This is a genomic window from Acetivibrio ethanolgignens (assembly GCF_001461035.1).
Taxonomy (GTDB): domain Bacteria; phylum Bacillota; class Clostridia; order Lachnospirales; family Lachnospiraceae; genus Velocimicrobium; species Velocimicrobium ethanolgignens.
In genome coordinates this window covers 1-16,950 of the sequence record NZ_LNAM01000148.1, presented here as the reverse complement: position 1 = coordinate 16,950, position 16,950 = coordinate 1, and the positions used below count along the sequence as shown (strand labels likewise).

The window sequence follows — 16,950 nt, the reverse complement described above, 5'->3', positions numbered from 1 at the left end:
AAAAGTGAAGAAGGGGTTGGAGTCAGAAGACTCCTCCCCTGTTTTCGCTACCTAAAAGGGAGAAGATAATATGAGAAAGAAAATTATTGCAGGAAACTGGAAAATGAATAAGACTCCAAGTGAGACCGTAGCTTTGATTAATGAGCTTAGGCCATTAGTAGCAAATGATGAAGTAGATGTTGTATTCTGTGTGCCGGCTATTTCTATTACATCGGCAATGGAGGCTGCAAAGGGCAGCAATATCTGCATCGGTGCGGAAAATATGTATTTTGAAGAAAGTGGTGCGTATACCGGTGAAATCGCTCCAAACATGCTGACCGATGTTGGAGTTAAATATGTTATTATCGGACATTCTGAGAGAAGAGAGTATTTTGCAGAAACCGATGAGACTGTAAATAAAAAAGTATTAAAGGCTTTCGAGCATGGCATTACACCAATCATCTGCTGTGGTGAGTCCTTAACTCAGAGAGAGCAGGGAATCACGATTGACTGGATTCGTCAGCAGATTAAGATTGCGTTCTTAAACGTAACTGCAGAGCAGGCAAAGACCGCTGTCATCGCTTATGAGCCAATCTGGGCTATTGGTACAGGTAAGGTTGCTACAACAGAGCAGGCCGAAGAGGTTTGTGCAGCAATTCGTGCATGTATCGGAGAAATCTATGATGAGGCTACTGCAGAGGCAATTCGTATCCAGTATGGCGGAAGTGTATCTGCGGCATCTGCTCCTGAGCTGTTTGCACAGCCGGATATCGACGGAGGCTTAGTAGGCGGTGCTTCCTTAAAGCCAGACTTCGGAAAGATTGTAAATTACAATAAGTAAAAGAGCCGGAGGGAGTTTTTCGTGGAGCTTGTTAGTCAGATTATTTTTATCACTGAACTGATAGGTGTTATTGCCTTTGCTGTTTCAGGAGCTATGCTTGGAATTGAAAAAAAGCTGGATTTATTTGGAGTTATGGTATTTGCGGTGACAACAGCCTGTGGCGGCGGTGTTGTCCGTGACATTTTGCTGGGAGTGATTCCACCTATGATGTTTCGCAAATCCATTTATCTTATGGTGGCATTGATTTCTTCTATAGCAGCTTTTTGCCTGGCGTCTGTTATGGGAAGCTTCTGGGCAAAGCATGTAGATGCTTATAATTGCTGGATGAACTTTTTGGATGCTTTGGGCCTTGGAGTATTTGCGGCGACCAGTGTGAATACTGTGATGCAGCTGTATCCGAAGAGTGGTGTATTTATGGCGACCTTCATGGGGACAATTACAGCGGTTGGCGGTGGTGCTATTCGTGACACGATGGCAAATCAGATTCCTCTGATATTTCGCAAGCGAATTTACGCAATTGCGGCGATTATAGGAAGTGTCGTTCACTATTATATGATGAAAGCAGGAGTACCTGCTGCGGCATCCATGTTTTTTTGCATCGGAAGCATTGTAGTGATTCGTATTCTGGCTGCTTATTACCGTTGGAATCTTCCAAAGGCACCGGAGGGAGAATGGCTTCATGAAAAGGATTCAAAGGATATGCATAAATAGAAATGAGGTAAAATTATGAGTAAAAAACCTACCGTATTGATGATTCTGGATGGTTTTGGATTGAATGAAAAGCATCAGGCAAATGCTGTATATGAAGCAAAAACGCCTGTTTTAGACAAATTGATGTCAGAATATCCCTTTGTAAAGGGGAATGCAAGTGGTCTGGCCGTTGGGCTTCCGGACGGACAGATGGGAAATTCTGAGGTTGGACATTTAAATATTGGTGCAGGACGCATCGTATACCAGGAGCTGACCCGTATTTCCAAGGAAATTGAGGACGGGGATTTCTTTAAAAATGAAGCCTTACTTGCAGCAGTAGAAAACTGCAAGAAAAATAATTCCGATTTACATTTATTCGGATTGTTATCTGACGGTGGCGTACATAGCCACAATACCCATATGTATGGTGTTTTGGAGCTTGCCAGAAGGGAAGGTCTTAAAAATGTATACCTTCATGCATTTTTAGATGGTAGAGATACAGCACCTACCTCTGGTAAGGGCTTTATTGAGGAAGCACAGGCTAAGATGAAGGAGCTGGGTGTAGGCAAGATTGCTACGGTAATCGGACGTTATTATGTTATGGATAGAGATAACCGCTGGGAGCGTGTAGAAAAGGCTTATCTGGCAATGACAGAGGGTGTTGGTGAACAGGCAGAGGATGCTGCTTTAGCAGTTCAGAAGTCCTATGATGCAGATGTAACCGATGAATTTGTGCTTCCTACTGTTATTACCGAAAATGGACAGCCGGTTGCTACCGTAAAGAATAATGATTCTGTTATTTTCTTTAACTTCCGTCCAGACCGTGCGAGAGAGATTACCAGAGCTTTCTGTGCCGAGGACTTCACAGGCTTTGAGAGAAAAGAAGGTAGAATTAAAACAACCTATGTCGCTTTCACAGAGTATGATGTTACAATTCCAAATAAGCTGGTAGCCTTCCATAAGGTAGAAATTAAGAATACCTTTGGTGAGTTTTTAGCAGCTCATGGTTTAAAGCAGCTGCGTACCGCTGAGACAGAGAAATATGCTCATGTTACCTTCTTCTTTAATGGTGGTGTTGAGGCTCCAAACGAAGGAGAAGAGAGAATTCTTGTAAATTCTCCAAAGGTTGCGACTTACGATTTACAACCGGAGATGAGTGCTTATCAGGTGGCAGATAATCTGGTCAACGCAATCAAATCCGATAAATATGATGTTATCATTATTAACTTTGCTAATCCGGATATGGTAGGGCATACCGGAGTTGAGACTGCTGCAGTGAAGGCTGTTGAGGCTGTAGATGAATGTGTCGGAAAGGCATACGAGGCTTTACTTGAGGTTGATGGACAGATGTTTATCTGTGCAGACCACGGAAATGCAGAGCAGTTGATTGACTATGAGACAGGAGAACCATTTACAGCTCATACGACGAATCCTGTACCATTCATCCTTGTAAATTATGATAAAGCCTACACACTTCGCGAGGGTGGCCGCCTGGCAGATATCGTACCTACACTGATTGAAATGATGGGTATGGAAAAGCCGGCAGAGATGACAGGAGAATCCCTGCTGATAAAGAAATAACTTGCAATCTCAGATGATGTATGTTAAAATAAACTCTATGAGTGTACTCGGGAAAACGAGACCGATGCTTAGGAGGTGAAACGATGGATATTTTAAGAACAATCGTTACAATTGTATATATTATCATTTGTGTAGCATTGACCGTTATTGTTTTAATGCAGGAAGGAAAGCAGGCCGGACTTACCGGTGCGATCAGCGGTGCCGCTGATACCTACTGGGGCAAGAACAAAGGACGTTCTATGGAGGGGGCTTTAGAGAAGTCCACAAAGTTCCTGGCAGTAGCATTTATTGTGCTTTCTGTTGTTTTAAATCTGAACTGGTAAAAAAGATGAGGACAGGCTGTTGCTATACTGCGACAGCCTGTTTTACGTTACACGGAAAACGGAAAATGGCTTTGCAAATTCTTTTGAATAAATGAATTGCAGTGAGGGGAAAATACGGGTATACTATAAGTAGGGTACAAAGGAAATCATGAAATTATAAGAACATGGTATACAGTATAAGGAGATGTATGTTAGAAAAGGAAATTTTAAATCAGAAAAAGGAAATGATATTTGATTATATTGCTTCCGAGGAATATATTCCGGTGAAGTTTAAGGAAATGGCGGGAATTTTGCAGGTTCCAAAAAGGGATAAGGAGGATTTTCGCCAGGTAATAGATACTCTGGTGGCGGAAGGTCGTATCCAGATTGACAGCCGTGGGTTAATTCGCCCGGCTGCAGGCAACGTAAAGAGAGGACTTTTTTCTGGTACGGCGAAGGGCTTTGGTTTTGTTACTGTTGAAGGTGAAAAGGAGGATATTTTTATCCCGGAGGATGCTTCTAAAGGAGCAATGCACGGGGATACGGTGCAGATAGAGATTTATGCGGAAAAGACGGGAAAACGAAAGGAAGGCCGGGTGCTGACTATTTTGGAGCGTGGTACGGATATGGTAGTCGGTACCTTTCATAAAAGCAAGAATTTTGGCTTTGTTGTTCCGGATAATCAGAAGCTGGGAACAGATATTTTTATTCCAAAGGAGCATACAAAAGGGGCTGTGACCGGTCATAAGGTAGTTGCACAGCTTATTAGTTATGGAAGCAGCCAGAAGAGTCCCGAAGGAAAAATTGTTGAAATTTTGGGACATGTCAATGATCCAGGTGTAGATATTATGTCAATTATTAAGGCCTTTGGACTGCCAGAGGAATATCCGGCTGAGGTTATGAAGCAGGTGGAAAAGGTGAAAGAAGAAGTAGATTCCTTTGACATTGCCGGACGCTGTGATATTCGTGATTGGCAGATGGTGACAATCGATGGAGAGGATGCCAAGGATTTGGATGATGCGATTACCCTGACAAAGGAGGACGGAATCTATCATCTTGGTGTACACATTGCAGATGTATCTCACTATGTTCAGGAAAACACACCATTAGACAAAGAAGCATTAAAGCGTGGTACCAGTGTATACCTGGTAGATCGTGTTATTCCTATGCTTCCTCACAAGCTTTCCAACGGTATCTGTTCTTTGAATGCAGGAGTAGACCGCCTGGCTTTAAGTTGTTTTATGGATATTGATGAAAAGGGAACGGTAGTAAGCCATAGGATTGCAGAGTCTGTAGTGCGGGTGAGTCGAAGAATGTCTTATACCAGCGTAAAGAAGATTATTGAGGATAAGGATCCGGCAGAGTGTGAGGAATATAAGGAGCTGGTTCCGATGTTTCTTCTGATGGAGGAACTGGCAGATATTTTGCGGAAAAAGCGTCATCAGAGAGGCTCTATTGATTTTGATTTCCCGGAGAGTAAGATTTATCTGGATGACAAGGGGTGTCCAACGGACATCCAGCCATACGAGCGGAATAAGGCAACCAAGATTATTGAGGATTTTATGCTGATTGCTAATGAAACGGTAGCAGAGGACTATTTCTGGCAGGAACTGCCTTTTGTATATCGTACCCACGATTACCCGGATTCGGATAAGATTGAAAAGCTGGGCATTTTTATCAATAATTTTGGCTACAGCATCCGTATTTCTCAGGATGAGATTCATCCGAAGGAGCTGCAGAAGCTGATGGAAAAAATTGATGGAACGCCGGAGGAGGCTTTAATCAGCCGACTGACCCTACGCTCTATGAAGCAGGCAAAATACACGACGGATAACGACGGTCATTTTGGTCTGGCAACCAAATATTACTGTCATTTTACTTCGCCAATCCGCCGGTATCCGGACCTTCAGATTCATCGGATTATCAAGGAAAATTTGCGGCGAGGTATTACCGAAAAGCGGAGGGAGCATTATGCAAAAATTCTTCCAGAGGTAGCGACTCGCTCCAGTATGATGGAACGCCGGGCTGATGAGGCTGAGAGAGAAGTAGAGAAGCTTAAAAAAGCAGAATATATGAAACAGTTTATTGGTGAGGTTTTTGAAGGCGTCATATCTGGTCTTACGACTTGGGGCATCTATGTGGAGCTTCCGAATACTGTCGAAGGTATGATTCGTGTGACGAATCTTCCCGGCGATTATTTCTACTACGATGAAGAAAATTATGTTATGATAGGAGAGCATACAAGAAAAACCTATAAGCTGGGAGAACGGATTTTAGTAGAGGTGGATAGCGTTGACAGGATACTGAAAACCATTGATTTTATTCCGGCAGAGGAATAGTATAAGTAGATTGATTTTGCAGATTTTAGGCAGACCGCCAGAAATCTGAGGAGGATAAACACATGGGAAAAGAGACAAAACGGCTGATTGCCAACAATAAAAAGGCAAGATTTGACTATTTTATTGAGGATACCTATGAGGCAGGTATTTCCTTGCATGGTACAGAGGTAAAATCTCTGCGGATGGGAAAATGCAGTGTAAAGGAATCCTTTATCCGTATTGAAAACGGAGAGGTTTATATTTACAATATGCACATCAGTCCTTATGAAAAGGGAAATATTTTTAATAAGGATCCGCTGCGGGTAAAGAAGCTTCTGCTTCATAAGTATGAAATCAACAAGCTGGCTGGTCAGATGGCACAAAAGGGCTATACGATTGTGCCGCTGGAGATCTATTTTAAGGGAGAGCTTGTAAAGCTGTCCATTGGTCTTGCCAAAGGAAAGAAGCTGTATGATAAACGCCAGGATATTGCAAAAAAAGACCAGCGGCGTGAAGCAGAAAAGGAATTTAAGGTGAAGAATCTGTATTGACGAAGTAAGCAAGGTATGTTAAAATAATTTTGCCTAAATGGGCAGATGATAAACCAGGGGGTTGTACTGGTTTCGACGGGGATTTTGAAACCCGAGCAGCTATCCGTGGACCAGGACCACGTTAAAACTTGGAATTAAATATAAACGCTGAAGATAATTTAGCATACGCTGCCTAATGGCAGCTGTTCTATCCGGCGGACCTGCACGTCGGAATAGGGCATCGACTCTGCAGGAAACGATGTATACAAAGATTTGAGTATATAGGCGTATTATGAATCTACTGAAGCAGGCAGGCTGTCAGTTGCCGGTCCGTGGAGGGAATGTCAAATAACTGACTGTGATAGGAGATACTCAGGTGGATAGATTTTCGGACAGGGGTTCGATTCCCCTCAGCTCCATATGCTAGAAGTGTTGGAAATGCTGGATTTTCGGCACTTCTATATGAGCAAAATGTTAAAAATAGTCATTTCAGACCGTTCTAGACCATATCAGACCAAAATAATTGGGGTCAAAATTGGGGTCAAATAAAAATGATAGACAGTAATTTGAAACGAATTTAACACATTTTAAAATATAAAAAAATAGGTATCACCAGACAATTGAGAGAAGGAATGGTGATACCTATTTTAATGGAATTTGGTGAGTATAACACAAAAATCCATTACTCTAAATACAAAAAGTATTATATCACATACAGTTTTGCAGTACAACAAAAATATGTATAAATTTACCATCTTGTCCATATACTTATAATATATATAATCATAAAGTATCAGGAGGCATTATGGCAAGAGGTCAAAGAAAATCTATTGAGGATAGAATAAAAGAAAAGGAAAAATTAATTTCCTCATTGCAACAAAGAATAAAAAATGAAACAAACGAGCTAGAAGCCTTATATAAGGACAAAAATGAAAGAGACATGGAATGTATCAACCAACTTCTAAAAACGGCTCATATAACGCCAGAAGAAGCTGTAAGCATAATTAAAGTGCATATAGAAGAACAAAAGTTGGTGTCGTAAAAAATAATGGTAGAAGAGAAATAATTCTCAACTACCCTTATTTATTTTAAAACACAACATTAGTTTTAATTTGCTCCTTTCATATTGACAAATAAACATAAGTTTGATAATATAATCTTATCAAACCAAACAAATGTTCACATAACAAGATAAAAGGAGCAAATTATGATTACAAAAGATAAAATAGTATTTGATACGAAACAAACATATTTATTATATAACAGTATATCGAAAACTGGAAAAATAGATTGCGTACAGTTTATAAAAGAAAATAGTGATGCAGATAAGATTATTACAATGGAAGATATCAAACCTATGCAAGATATAATGAAAATAAATCATAAAACTGCAATGATTCCTATATATAATTTCCCTAAATGGGTATAATACATAAAGATAAAACGTAAAAAAATAGGACAGAAGAGAAACTAATCTCAACTGTCCTATAATTGTACCAATAATTATCTAACACAAGCTTATGTCTTTCCCATGAAAAAAGAAGCCCTTAGGCTTCTTTCCTGTCATAATCTCTCCTGTGATTTCTTTATGCTCCTACTTTATCATGTTCTTCCACCTCCTCTAAAGGATTTCTTAGCATTTCCGAGGCTGAAAATAACAGCCCGGCATTTTTGAAGCCTTTGATTTCCAGCTCCTGAAGCAGCTGTAGGATGTTATGGATAGTTTCTTTTTCATATCTGTATGTACTCATTTCTCGCCCTCCTATAAATCAATGAAGAAAAGATTGTCGCAAAGAAATCCAACCTTCCCATTTACCTTGTATAATCCGTTTGGCATATCTTTCCAGCTTTTTACTATACAGTAAAGACCATTTATTTTGTATGGGAGAATATAATTATTATTTACAGTGAATAATGGGCTATTCAGCATGATATAGTCATTATAGCCTTCAGAAATTGTGCATGACCTTTCGACAATACCAATATTTTCATCGTCTTCTGAGTAAATTGAATTCCTATACAAAAGACAATGTTTCTCTTTTCCTGTAATCAAATTTGTTAATTTTGAAAATCCATAAGCGTCACCCATCCATTTCCTGTAATCATAATCCCTAATAGCAAAAAGAAATGTATCATCATCATATATATAGTGAAAAGATAATGAATACGATAAACTATGTTCAAATCTTTTATAACTATAACCAGATCCTGATCCTTCTGGGTTTCTTCTAAAACTACATTCCACATCAGAATTACTCTTTCTTTTTTCAAATAATAAACAAAAAGGACTATCTCCCCTTTGCAATATACATTTACAATACCTACCGTCATCCTCTTTTTTTACAATTTTAAAACCGATATTTAGGCTCACTAGATAATCTGCTAATTGGTATATTGTTTCTCCGTACTCACCATCTTTTCGTTTAAATGTCACAACATCATATTTCATTCTTCATCCATCCTTTCAAACTGAAACAAATTGCTTTCCATCTGCCCATATTGCGGTAGCTTAAATTCCAACACATACGCACCCTGTATACAAGGATACAGCTTTGTTTTTAAAACAACACATTTTATTGGAGATATACCACCTCCGTATCCCATGTCCTCTATTTTAAATATTCCTGAATTCTTTGTTTCACCGCCTCCTGATTTAATCGGAACAGCGATACCTCCCTTTGCAGCCATACCGCACAGTAGACCATTTTGGAAAGCGATTTCCTCCTGTCTTGTCAAAAATAATCACCTCCAGGTTATCTTTATGGTATTCCCGTTTCCATCGTCCATTTTTGTAATCCTTCCAGAGCTGTCCTTGGTCAGGGCATAGGTTCCGGTTCCATCCTTCGTTTCGAAAGAAAACTCTTTATCCGATACGCTCATTGATTTTACCGGCTTTGGAATGTTTTTTGCAACCAGGTAACCTTCTCCACGCCTGCCAAGACCATCCACGATATATACCGTGCTTTCTGTGGAAAGCTCCAACCCTACCGAGTGCTCATACCTGTCCTCTGACTCGTTATATTTCCTCTTGCCATAATAAAGGATACCGCCTCCGTCACTGATTTTTTTCCCATAATCAATCTCGCCCTTTGCATTTGTGTCAAACCGGTTCCTTGTAGCAAAGGTGAACTTATCGAACATATTTTTATCCGATGGGTCATATAAGGCTTGGTTTTTATTCGGGCTTACAATCACATGATTTCCATCCGATATTAGCCCAAGTGGGCTGTTTCTTGTTTTAATTGTAATCCCTTTATAAACATTTCCCTTTTTTGACTCTCCAAATACTTTGGATTTAAAGTCAATAATTCCAGAGGCTTCATTTCCATCCTTCGTTGTGGATATGCCTTCATACGAATAATAAAGGCTTCCACTCTCATTCTCATCCCGTATTCGTATCCTTCCGTTGTCCATCGTTATAGAAGCATCATGCTCTTCCTCATCCTCATCCAGCCATGCATAACGGTATTTCCCCGAAAATACACTGTATCCGGTTTCCAGGTTAACCATGGTACCCATTCCACTCTTTTTCGGTCTATGAGAGCTGTCATAAATGAGCTTTCCTTCCGCATCTCTCAAAAAGTAATTCTGTGAAAAAAGCATAGAACCAGTAATTTCTCCCCCACTAATAGTTCCCCCGCCACTTAATCCGTTAGAATCAATAGTCCATCCTCCGATAGTTCCACTATTAGCATTTATAGTTCCTGTCAAATTCAAATTACCACTTGAATCAGTATAGAAAACACTCTTCGCAGAAGAAGTACCATATCCTTTAACAATTTCAATTAAGCCACTGTTGTTATTAGGATTAATCTTGATAGCGGTATTTTTATTCTGACTTAATGCAAGAAGTCCGTCATTATTAATACTGAAGCTGTTATTTTGGTTCATAATATATAAAGATTCAGAAATAGTCATCTTGCCAAGTAGAAGAGGAGCAGCAATACCATACATAGTAATATCATTGCCTTTTGTATCTTTCCCTATATTCAATTCACCAATAGCAACATTTACACTTTCCCAAGCACTATCTGTAAGGTATATGCCATTATTAGTTTCCCACATCTGATTTGGGCTGTAATTATTTAACTCATCCACCCATTTACGGAGTCTCATACCAGAACCGTCTGTAATAACTTCCTGATTCTTACCAGAAAACAACGCATTTTTTGAAGCATCTAAGGCACTATTCATGAACTCATTAACTGGTGTTATTTGATTCTTAGCAGCGTCCCAACCAATACCTGATAAGATTTGTGAAGTAACTGTAGTATTAATCTGCTTATGTATTTCTTCTAACTGTATTAATCCATCGTCCAGTTTTGTTTTACTGCTGAATGTAAGAGTAAAATTCTTTAAATCCTCCCAATCAATACTTATTTTAAGTAGTCTTGGCGTGATAATTTCATCTTCTTCAAACTCGACTGATACCATACAGCCTAATGATAACTGTTCTGCATATTCTTTATACTTTGGCAAAGCAAGAAAATTCTCACTGTCAATTGTCATTGTATAAGAAGGGTGAGACACCTCTGCGAGTTTTCTTTCAGCTTCTTCTAACAATGCCAATTTCATTTCAAGAATTTCAGAATCATCCATAGCACGAGTAGCAACGAATGTATCATCGGTAAATGTTGTATAATAAAAATAGGAAGATAATTCTTTATATAATTCATTGCCAAGAAATTCTTCCATGTTGAGGACATAATTATTAATTATTTCTTGCTGATGTGCAATTTCAGCTTCCTTTGCAGCATATTCACTTTTTCTTTGTGTAAGAGCATTCTGAATACCATTTGTACCATATAGGATATTATAATATTCCATACGCTTAGATTCATTCTGTCCATCTAAGTAAACAGACATTTTTTGATTGTAATAATTAAACTCTGACTGTAATTCTATAACACCATATTCAGACCAATCAGTGCTATGTTCTGTTTTGGGAACACGATTATTGATATCCTCTAATTTCAACATTAATTCTTTTAATGTAGATATGGCAGTAGTATAACCGCCTTTCCTCTTAGCACAAGCTTTGTTAAACTCTGTTATCTTTACTTTTAACTCGTCACTAAACCAAGGATAATAATAGTTAAAGTTACATATATAACTCGTACCTGTAGGGTTTACATCGGTGATTTGCAAAGGATTTCCGTCATAATCACCACCGCTTACAGTCATAACCGTATAAATATCATCTGAACTTTCTTCTATTTGAGCATCAGAATAAATATTGTGACCGTTTTGAGAAGAGCCAATAATAGGAAGTGAATTATCAATGGTAATAACTTCGTTAGATGTCACATTATTTAATAAAAAATCCCTATGCTCAATTTCTGTACTGTTGATTATAGACAAGTTTCCATACCCAATCATTGAAATTTCTATATGAGGATATATATAATCATCTTCATCTGTATTAACATGTATACTTGCAGACTTATTATTATCTGTAATTTCAAATTTCCTTGTGATAAGAGGAGAGTAACCAAATGGGGCATTAGCAGTACATTCAAATTCCATACCGACTACTCTGCCAACATATAAAACTTTTGGGTTAGATATATTGATTTGCCATTGAATATTTTCATATCCTTCTGTTTCTATGCTAAACCAACAATATTTCCCTCTTTTACATAACCATTTTTTGATTTCTCTTTCTTTGATAGTATCAAAATCGGTAAAATCCTTATTAACGATTTGCAGAGTAAACTTCATTGGTTCAGAGTAGTTTTGCTCTACGATATCAAAAGTACCAGTAGCCTTATTTGCGAATGTAGATAAATCTGTTTTTAAACCAGCAGAATAAGATGTATCTGGCTTTCTGTCAAAAAATACGGCAACTACATCATATACATCACTGGATTTTCCATCAAAAATAAATCTATCGAAAATTTTTCTCACCTCCTATAAATAAAAGAGGGCAGTAAAAAAACCACCCTCTCAAAAACATACATTATCTGTTATATCCACCTCTATAAACTGCCTTTGCAATCTTATCAGGCACTTTATTGCATTCTTCAAGTATTGTCTTATTAATTTCATCCCTAGTAATTCCACTTAAATTAACAGAAGCATCCAAGTGTTCAATAACAACAGGACTTTCTTTTGTTTGAATATTGGAGAATGATGGAATATTGGTATTGATATTCCATAACTTTGACATATCTACAGGTGTCATTTTACTCAATGCGATAAGATTATCTGTTTGGGCAGAAGTAAGAACGCTATCACCTTTTTGTAAAGGAGTTAAAATACCTTCAGACGGTCTAAGGACGATTTCAGTTCCATCTTCCTGTGTAAGTGCCAACTGATTTTCTTTTAAATCTTTTACACCTTTTCGATAATTATTAGCCTTGAATTTCTTCTTGGTATTTGTACCAACAATACCATCAGCCGTAATAACTCCACCTCTAACCTTTGTACTCTTTTGGAATGATTTAACAGCAGCCAATGTATTTGAACCAAACTTACCATCAACACCAGTAGAACCAACACTAAATCCGAGTGCCTTTAATGCCTTTTGTAAAACAGTTACGTTTTTACCACTATCACCATATTTAATAGTACCAGGCAAGGTAGATGCCTTTTCTTTGGAAACAACATCTTTGTCACCAGAAGTATCTTTCTTTTTGCCTGTTGAAGAATTCCCGCTACCGCTGACTATTGCTGTACCTGCCCCAACTACAGCACCAATTCCTATGTCTCTAATAGGAATATCAGTCTGATTTTTATTTACATGTTTAGTGCTATAATCTACATTTGGGTTAATATCCATAAATTCAGTCAAGCTCTTCGCACTTTCTAACAGATTGGTAAGAGTAGAAGTCATATCTACACCAAATTGATTACCATACCCCCTCATATAATCAATCATAGTTGTCCAACCAGATTTTACGTCAGAGAAGTATTTGTTAAGGATTTTCTCTTGAGTATCAAGATTATTTTTAACATCCTTAATCTTTTGGTCTTGCATTTTTTCAAAATCGGATAATTCCTCATCTAATGCTTCTTGCTGTTGGTCTATATCATGCTGATATTGTTCTTCAGCTAAATCTTCTTTTGCTTCTTTAAGTTCTTCCTCTAATTCTAACCGCATAGCAATATCTTTACGGTCAGTAGATTTGGATAATTCAGCAATCTTTTTCTGAAGAATAGCAATATCTTCTTCTTTGTCGGCAATTTTTGATCTATAATTATGGAGTGCAACTTCGGCTTGGAGTTCCGATTTCTTTGCGGTCGTCAAATCCTCCATGGCTTTAGTTTCTTCTTCAATAGACTGAATGTAGATGTCAATAATAGACTGTCTTGCATTTTTGATATTTAAAGCGGATTCAATTTCAAGTTTCTCAATCTCTTTCAGTCTTTTTTCGTATTTTTCTCTTTCTGCTGATGTAAGATTATTATCACTCAGCATAGTATTCAATCTATTCTTCTCAGCCTGATAGTTGACTAATTTCTGTTTTTCATTAGCCATATCAGCGAACCCAAGTGCTACGTTAGCCAATCCAGTTTTAGTGATAGAAGTACCGTCAAATAAATCACCATCGAAGAAATTCTTGATTTTACTTAACTTATCGCCAATGGTATCAAGTTTTTCAATAGCTTTGTCGAATTTCTCCCATCTTATATCAATGATATTTTCTGCTAAATCTTCGATTTCGTTATTACAATCTTCGATTTCAACTTTGACACCAACGATTTTTTCTTTCCATTCATACCAAGCATCGGAATATTTTTTAATCGTTCCATTTTTCACCAAAGCATTGAACTCATCCTCTAAGGCTTTTTGTTCTTTCTGTAAATTTGCTTTGATATGATTTTGCTTTTTGATGAGATAGTTATAATCTTTTTCAGTGAGATTATCACCTGCTTTCGCTTCACGAAGATTAGCAAGTGCTTCTTGATAAGATTTCTTTCTATCGTAATCGTCTGTGATATTGGAAAGTTTTTGACTTGCAAGTTCCTTTTCTTCCAATTTAAGTTCAGTGATAGTCTTTAGTGTATCTTGTGCAAGGTCATAATATTTCTGGTATTCCTGTATTTTGTCAGCAATTGTACCAGAATACTCACTTACATTCATTGAACCATTTTGAACTTTCTTTTTAAGAGAAGCGGATAAACCAACGGAATCAGCCTGTTTCATATAAGCTGTATATGCTTTCTTATATAAAGTAATCTGACTCTCAATGTTTTCAATAGCAAGGTCTAACTGTTTATTTTGGTTTTTAAATGTGGAATAAACCTCGGATGCTTTCTTTTTGATTACGTCTAATTGCTTGGCAAGAATGTCAAATTTACGGGAAATCCAATCAATAGGCTGTTTAGTATCCTTGGATGATGAAGATGAACCAGAGTTTTTATTTGTAGTTAATCCGCTAGTATATTTGGCAGAAATAGAGCCAAACTTTTCTTGAATTGCATTTTGATATTTAGAAGTTGTATTTGCAAGAAATTGTTCTTCTGAAATTCCTTTGCTTTTAGCATATGCAAGTTGTCTTTCTACTGTCCAATAATCACTAGCTGAATCAGTAGCAATACCAAATGCCGTAGCAAGTTTTTCTAATTCTTTAACTCTGTCTGTTACGCTTAAACCAGTGGTATTAAAAACCTTTACCTGTGTAACCAAATCAAATAGGGCAGATGCAGCAATACCTGAAGCTTCACCATGATTTATTAAATCTGAAATCTGTTTGGAAATCTCATCTGTAGTGCCTTCCATATTTAGTTTCAGCTTTAATTCTTGAGCTGCTAACTTTGCAGTGACAACCTCATCAGCATTTGCAATACCCATTTGTTCAAGCATAGCAATAGTAGAAGCCTTTGTTTCTTCTGTGAGATTATCTAATACACCTGAATTATTGATATAGGCAGTTGCAAGATTATCAAATGCTGTTTGACAAGCATTAATGTCATTTGGAGAATTAGAAACTGTTTGAATAAAGTCTTCGTAGGCATTTTTATATTCGCCGTTAACATTCTGCATATTGCCAAATGTTTCTTCAAAATCTTTATTATTTAAGATGGATGACCAGTCAAAATCTTCTTTATTTTGTACATCCGTATAGATTTTACCGAGTTGGTCAAGACCTTTGGAGAGTGCTTGGACTTGGGAAAGTTGTTCTGTATAGGAAATGTCCGTTTCATTGTTTAATGTTGAACTTTGAACTTCTTTAATCTTGCTAATAAGTTCATCCCAAGTTAGAAGAGTACCTTCTGGAATTTCCAAATTCGCAGCAATCTCTAAGTCATCAATGGTAAGAGTGCCAACTTTGTCATCAAATTCATCTTGTAACTTATCTTTGACATTATTGACCATAGTATCCGTGCTTAATCCGTTTGAAGAATTTACATTAAAAATTAACTCAACAGATTTTTTCGTGCTATTATCAAAGCCATCAATAAGAGTTTTAAACTCACTTATAGCAGACAAATATTCATCAAGTGATATTTCACCATTTTGTAATTTTGTCTTCAAATTAATAGCATTTTTAAAGGCATCAGCAACTTTTTTACCATCAACACCTTTAAATTTATTCACAATATTTTCAGTGACCCAAGATGCCATATCAGTTTCATTATCAAACTGCATATAAAACTCTGAATCAAATTGACCTATAATTTGACTAACAACATCTTGTACATTAGAATCTAAAGATTGATAATCATATGACTGCTCTAAATAAGCACTCATTATTGGTTTGATTTTTGCAGTCTCGGTATTTATATTTGAAACCAACTGTCTTTGATACGCATACAGTTTTGTCATTTGAGTTTTTATCTGATCGTATCTTTCATCAGTATTCATTATACCGCCCCAATCAATACCTGCGGTCTTGGTTGCACTATACAGTACACTATAAATATCACTGTTTCCAATATACTGATTACTATAAAAATCTTCAAAGGCTTCTTGACCTTTTTCTAAACTTTCGATTAATTCATCAATATACTTTTTCTGTTCAGAATAAGCATAAGTACCTCTCTTACCTTTTAATTTTTCTGGTAAAGATGTTTCTACAACTTTAGCTTTATATCCGTCAAATGTTTCGGCACTTTTTGTTATAACTAAATCTTGATATGCTTTCTTTTGCTCTTCATATGCTCTTGTTAATTCTTCTACATTGCCTTTATTTGCAATAATTGCATTTCCTTCATCTGTATAACCTTGAACCATTTGAGGAAACATATCTGCTATTTTGTTTACAATTTCATTATATCTTGAATATTCTTCTGTATTTAGAGATATATTTCTTCCCAAACTGTCTACGCCTTGTGCTAATTTTGCGTAATCAGATGATATATTGTCAATCGTTTGTTTGTTATTACTTAATGAATCTCTCGACTCTTCAAAAGCACTAATAGCTTCTTCTGATTTATCTATTAAATCTTGTTGATAATTTATTACCTTAGAAATTCCTTTTACCGCAAGATTAATCAATAATCCAACACCTAGCCCAATAACTGCATTTAAAGCTGTCTGAGCAATTGTTAATCCAATAGTAGAACTTTCTGCTGAATTAAGCGCTTGTTCTGCTTCTTGTAGTGTAGAATTTCCTTTTGCAATAGCAACAGCTTCTTGTTTTGCCGCCTTTGAACAATTAACCATCGTATTTTTATATGCTTCTGATGGTTTTATTCCATTTGATATGTAAGTGCTTCAAAACATAGCGTTCTTAAATCTTCTTCCTATATCTGATATACTT

Annotated in this window: 13 protein-coding genes and 1 other RNA gene; 9 read left to right on the top strand and 5 right to left on the bottom strand. The window is 37.1% G+C overall.

Translation table 11 applies throughout. The features are described 5' to 3' along the window. The first annotated feature begins 70 nt into the window (after positions 1 to 70). From tpiA to ASU35_RS07690, 9 genes are all read left to right on the top strand, one after another. On the top strand, positions 71 to 820 hold the full coding sequence (tpiA, locus tag ASU35_RS07725) for a triose-phosphate isomerase (protein ID WP_058352453.1): 750 nt from the start codon (positions 71 to 73) through the stop codon (positions 818 to 820). A gap of 21 nt (positions 821 to 841) precedes the next feature. Next, the gene (locus tag ASU35_RS07720; RefSeq protein WP_058352452.1) at positions 842 to 1,531 is read left to right on the top strand and encodes a trimeric intracellular cation channel family protein; all 690 of its coding nucleotides are present in this window, start codon (positions 842 to 844) and stop codon (positions 1,529 to 1,531) included. A 15-nt stretch (positions 1,532 to 1,546) separates the two neighbouring features. After that, positions 1,547 to 3,091, top strand: coding sequence for a 2,3-bisphosphoglycerate-independent phosphoglycerate mutase (gpmI, locus tag ASU35_RS07715; protein WP_058352451.1), 1,545 nt, complete (start codon positions 1,547 to 1,549; stop codon positions 3,089 to 3,091). Positions 3,092 to 3,174: 83 nt separating this feature from the next. After that, complete coding sequence (gene secG, locus ASU35_RS07710; RefSeq protein ID WP_058352450.1) at positions 3,175 to 3,414, top strand: preprotein translocase subunit SecG; 240 nt, start codon at positions 3,175 to 3,177, stop codon at positions 3,412 to 3,414. A gap of 188 nt (positions 3,415 to 3,602) precedes the next feature. Then, positions 3,603 to 5,732, top strand: coding sequence for a ribonuclease R (gene rnr / locus ASU35_RS07705; RefSeq protein ID WP_058352449.1), 2,130 nt, complete (start codon positions 3,603 to 3,605; stop codon positions 5,730 to 5,732). Positions 5,733 to 5,794: 62 nt separating this feature from the next. Further along, the gene (gene smpB / locus ASU35_RS07700; protein ID WP_058352448.1) at positions 5,795 to 6,262 is read left to right on the top strand and encodes an SsrA-binding protein SmpB; all 468 of its coding nucleotides are present in this window, start codon (positions 5,795 to 5,797) and stop codon (positions 6,260 to 6,262) included. A 57-nt stretch (positions 6,263 to 6,319) separates the two neighbouring features. Then, positions 6,320 to 6,663, top strand: a transfer-messenger RNA (tmRNA) gene (gene ssrA, locus ASU35_RS18655). A 383-nt stretch (positions 6,664 to 7,046) separates the two neighbouring features. Further along, positions 7,047 to 7,283: a hypothetical protein gene (locus tag ASU35_RS07695; RefSeq protein ID WP_058352447.1), complete on the top strand. Its 237-nt coding sequence runs from the start codon at positions 7,047 to 7,049 to the stop codon at positions 7,281 to 7,283. Between the two features lie 165 nt (positions 7,284 to 7,448). Beyond that, the gene (locus tag ASU35_RS07690) at positions 7,449 to 7,670 is read left to right on the top strand and encodes a hypothetical protein (protein ID WP_058352446.1); all 222 of its coding nucleotides are present in this window, start codon (positions 7,449 to 7,451) and stop codon (positions 7,668 to 7,670) included. A gap of 157 nt (positions 7,671 to 7,827) precedes the next feature. Here ASU35_RS07690 and ASU35_RS19210 read toward each other — a convergent pair whose 3' ends face one another. The 5 genes from ASU35_RS19210 to ASU35_RS20160 are packed head-to-tail and all read right to left on the bottom strand — an operon-like array spanning position 7,828 to position 16,853. After that, positions 7,828 to 7,992 carry a hypothetical protein gene (locus ASU35_RS19210; protein ID WP_156059381.1) on the bottom strand — a complete coding sequence of 55 codons (165 nt, stop codon included), beginning with the start codon at positions 7,990 to 7,992 and terminating at the stop codon, positions 7,828 to 7,830. An 11-nt stretch (positions 7,993 to 8,003) separates the two neighbouring features. Beyond that, on the bottom strand, positions 8,004 to 8,690 hold the full coding sequence (locus ASU35_RS07685) for a hypothetical protein (protein WP_058352445.1): 687 nt from the start codon (positions 8,688 to 8,690) through the stop codon (positions 8,004 to 8,006). Further along, positions 8,687 to 8,977 carry a hypothetical protein gene (locus ASU35_RS07680; protein WP_058352444.1) on the bottom strand — a complete coding sequence of 97 codons (291 nt, stop codon included), beginning with the start codon at positions 8,975 to 8,977 and terminating at the stop codon, positions 8,687 to 8,689. Before ASU35_RS07680 ends, ASU35_RS07685 begins: the two co-directional genes overlap by 4 nt. A gap of 6 nt (positions 8,978 to 8,983) precedes the next feature. Further along, entirely contained in the window at positions 8,984 to 12,148 is a 3,165-nt protein-coding gene (locus ASU35_RS07675) for a phage tail domain-containing protein (RefSeq protein WP_058352443.1), read from the bottom strand. Positions 12,149 to 12,200: 52 nt separating this feature from the next. After that, positions 12,201 to 16,853 carry a peptidoglycan-binding protein gene (locus tag ASU35_RS20160; RefSeq protein ID WP_058352442.1) on the bottom strand — a complete coding sequence of 1,551 codons (4,653 nt, stop codon included), beginning with the start codon at positions 16,851 to 16,853 and terminating at the stop codon, positions 12,201 to 12,203. Positions 16,854 to 16,950 lie beyond the last annotated feature (97 nt).

Bases quoted from the DNA above. Each gene is read 5' to 3' on its own strand.
- smpB (WP_058352448.1), top strand. From the start codon at position 5,795: ATGGGAAAAGAGACAAAACGGCTGATTGCCAACAATAAAAAGGCAAGA.
- ASU35_RS20160 (WP_058352442.1), bottom strand. From the start codon at position 16,853: ATGGTTAATTGTTCAAAGGCGGCAAAACAAGAAGCTGTTGCTATTGCA.
- tpiA (WP_058352453.1), top strand. From the start codon at position 71: ATGAGAAAGAAAATTATTGCAGGAAACTGGAAAATGAATAAGACTCCA.
- rnr (WP_058352449.1), top strand. From the start codon at position 3,603: ATGTTAGAAAAGGAAATTTTAAATCAGAAAAAGGAAATGATATTTGAT.
- gpmI (WP_058352451.1), top strand. From the start codon at position 1,547: ATGAGTAAAAAACCTACCGTATTGATGATTCTGGATGGTTTTGGATTG.
- secG (WP_058352450.1), top strand. From the start codon at position 3,175: ATGGATATTTTAAGAACAATCGTTACAATTGTATATATTATCATTTGT.
- ASU35_RS07690 (WP_058352446.1), top strand. From the start codon at position 7,449: ATGATTACAAAAGATAAAATAGTATTTGATACGAAACAAACATATTTA.
- ASU35_RS07695 (WP_058352447.1), top strand. From the start codon at position 7,047: ATGGCAAGAGGTCAAAGAAAATCTATTGAGGATAGAATAAAAGAAAAG.
- ASU35_RS19210 (WP_156059381.1), bottom strand. From the start codon at position 7,992: ATGAGTACATACAGATATGAAAAAGAAACTATCCATAACATCCTACAG.
- ASU35_RS07685 (WP_058352445.1), bottom strand. From the start codon at position 8,690: ATGAAATATGATGTTGTGACATTTAAACGAAAAGATGGTGAGTACGGA.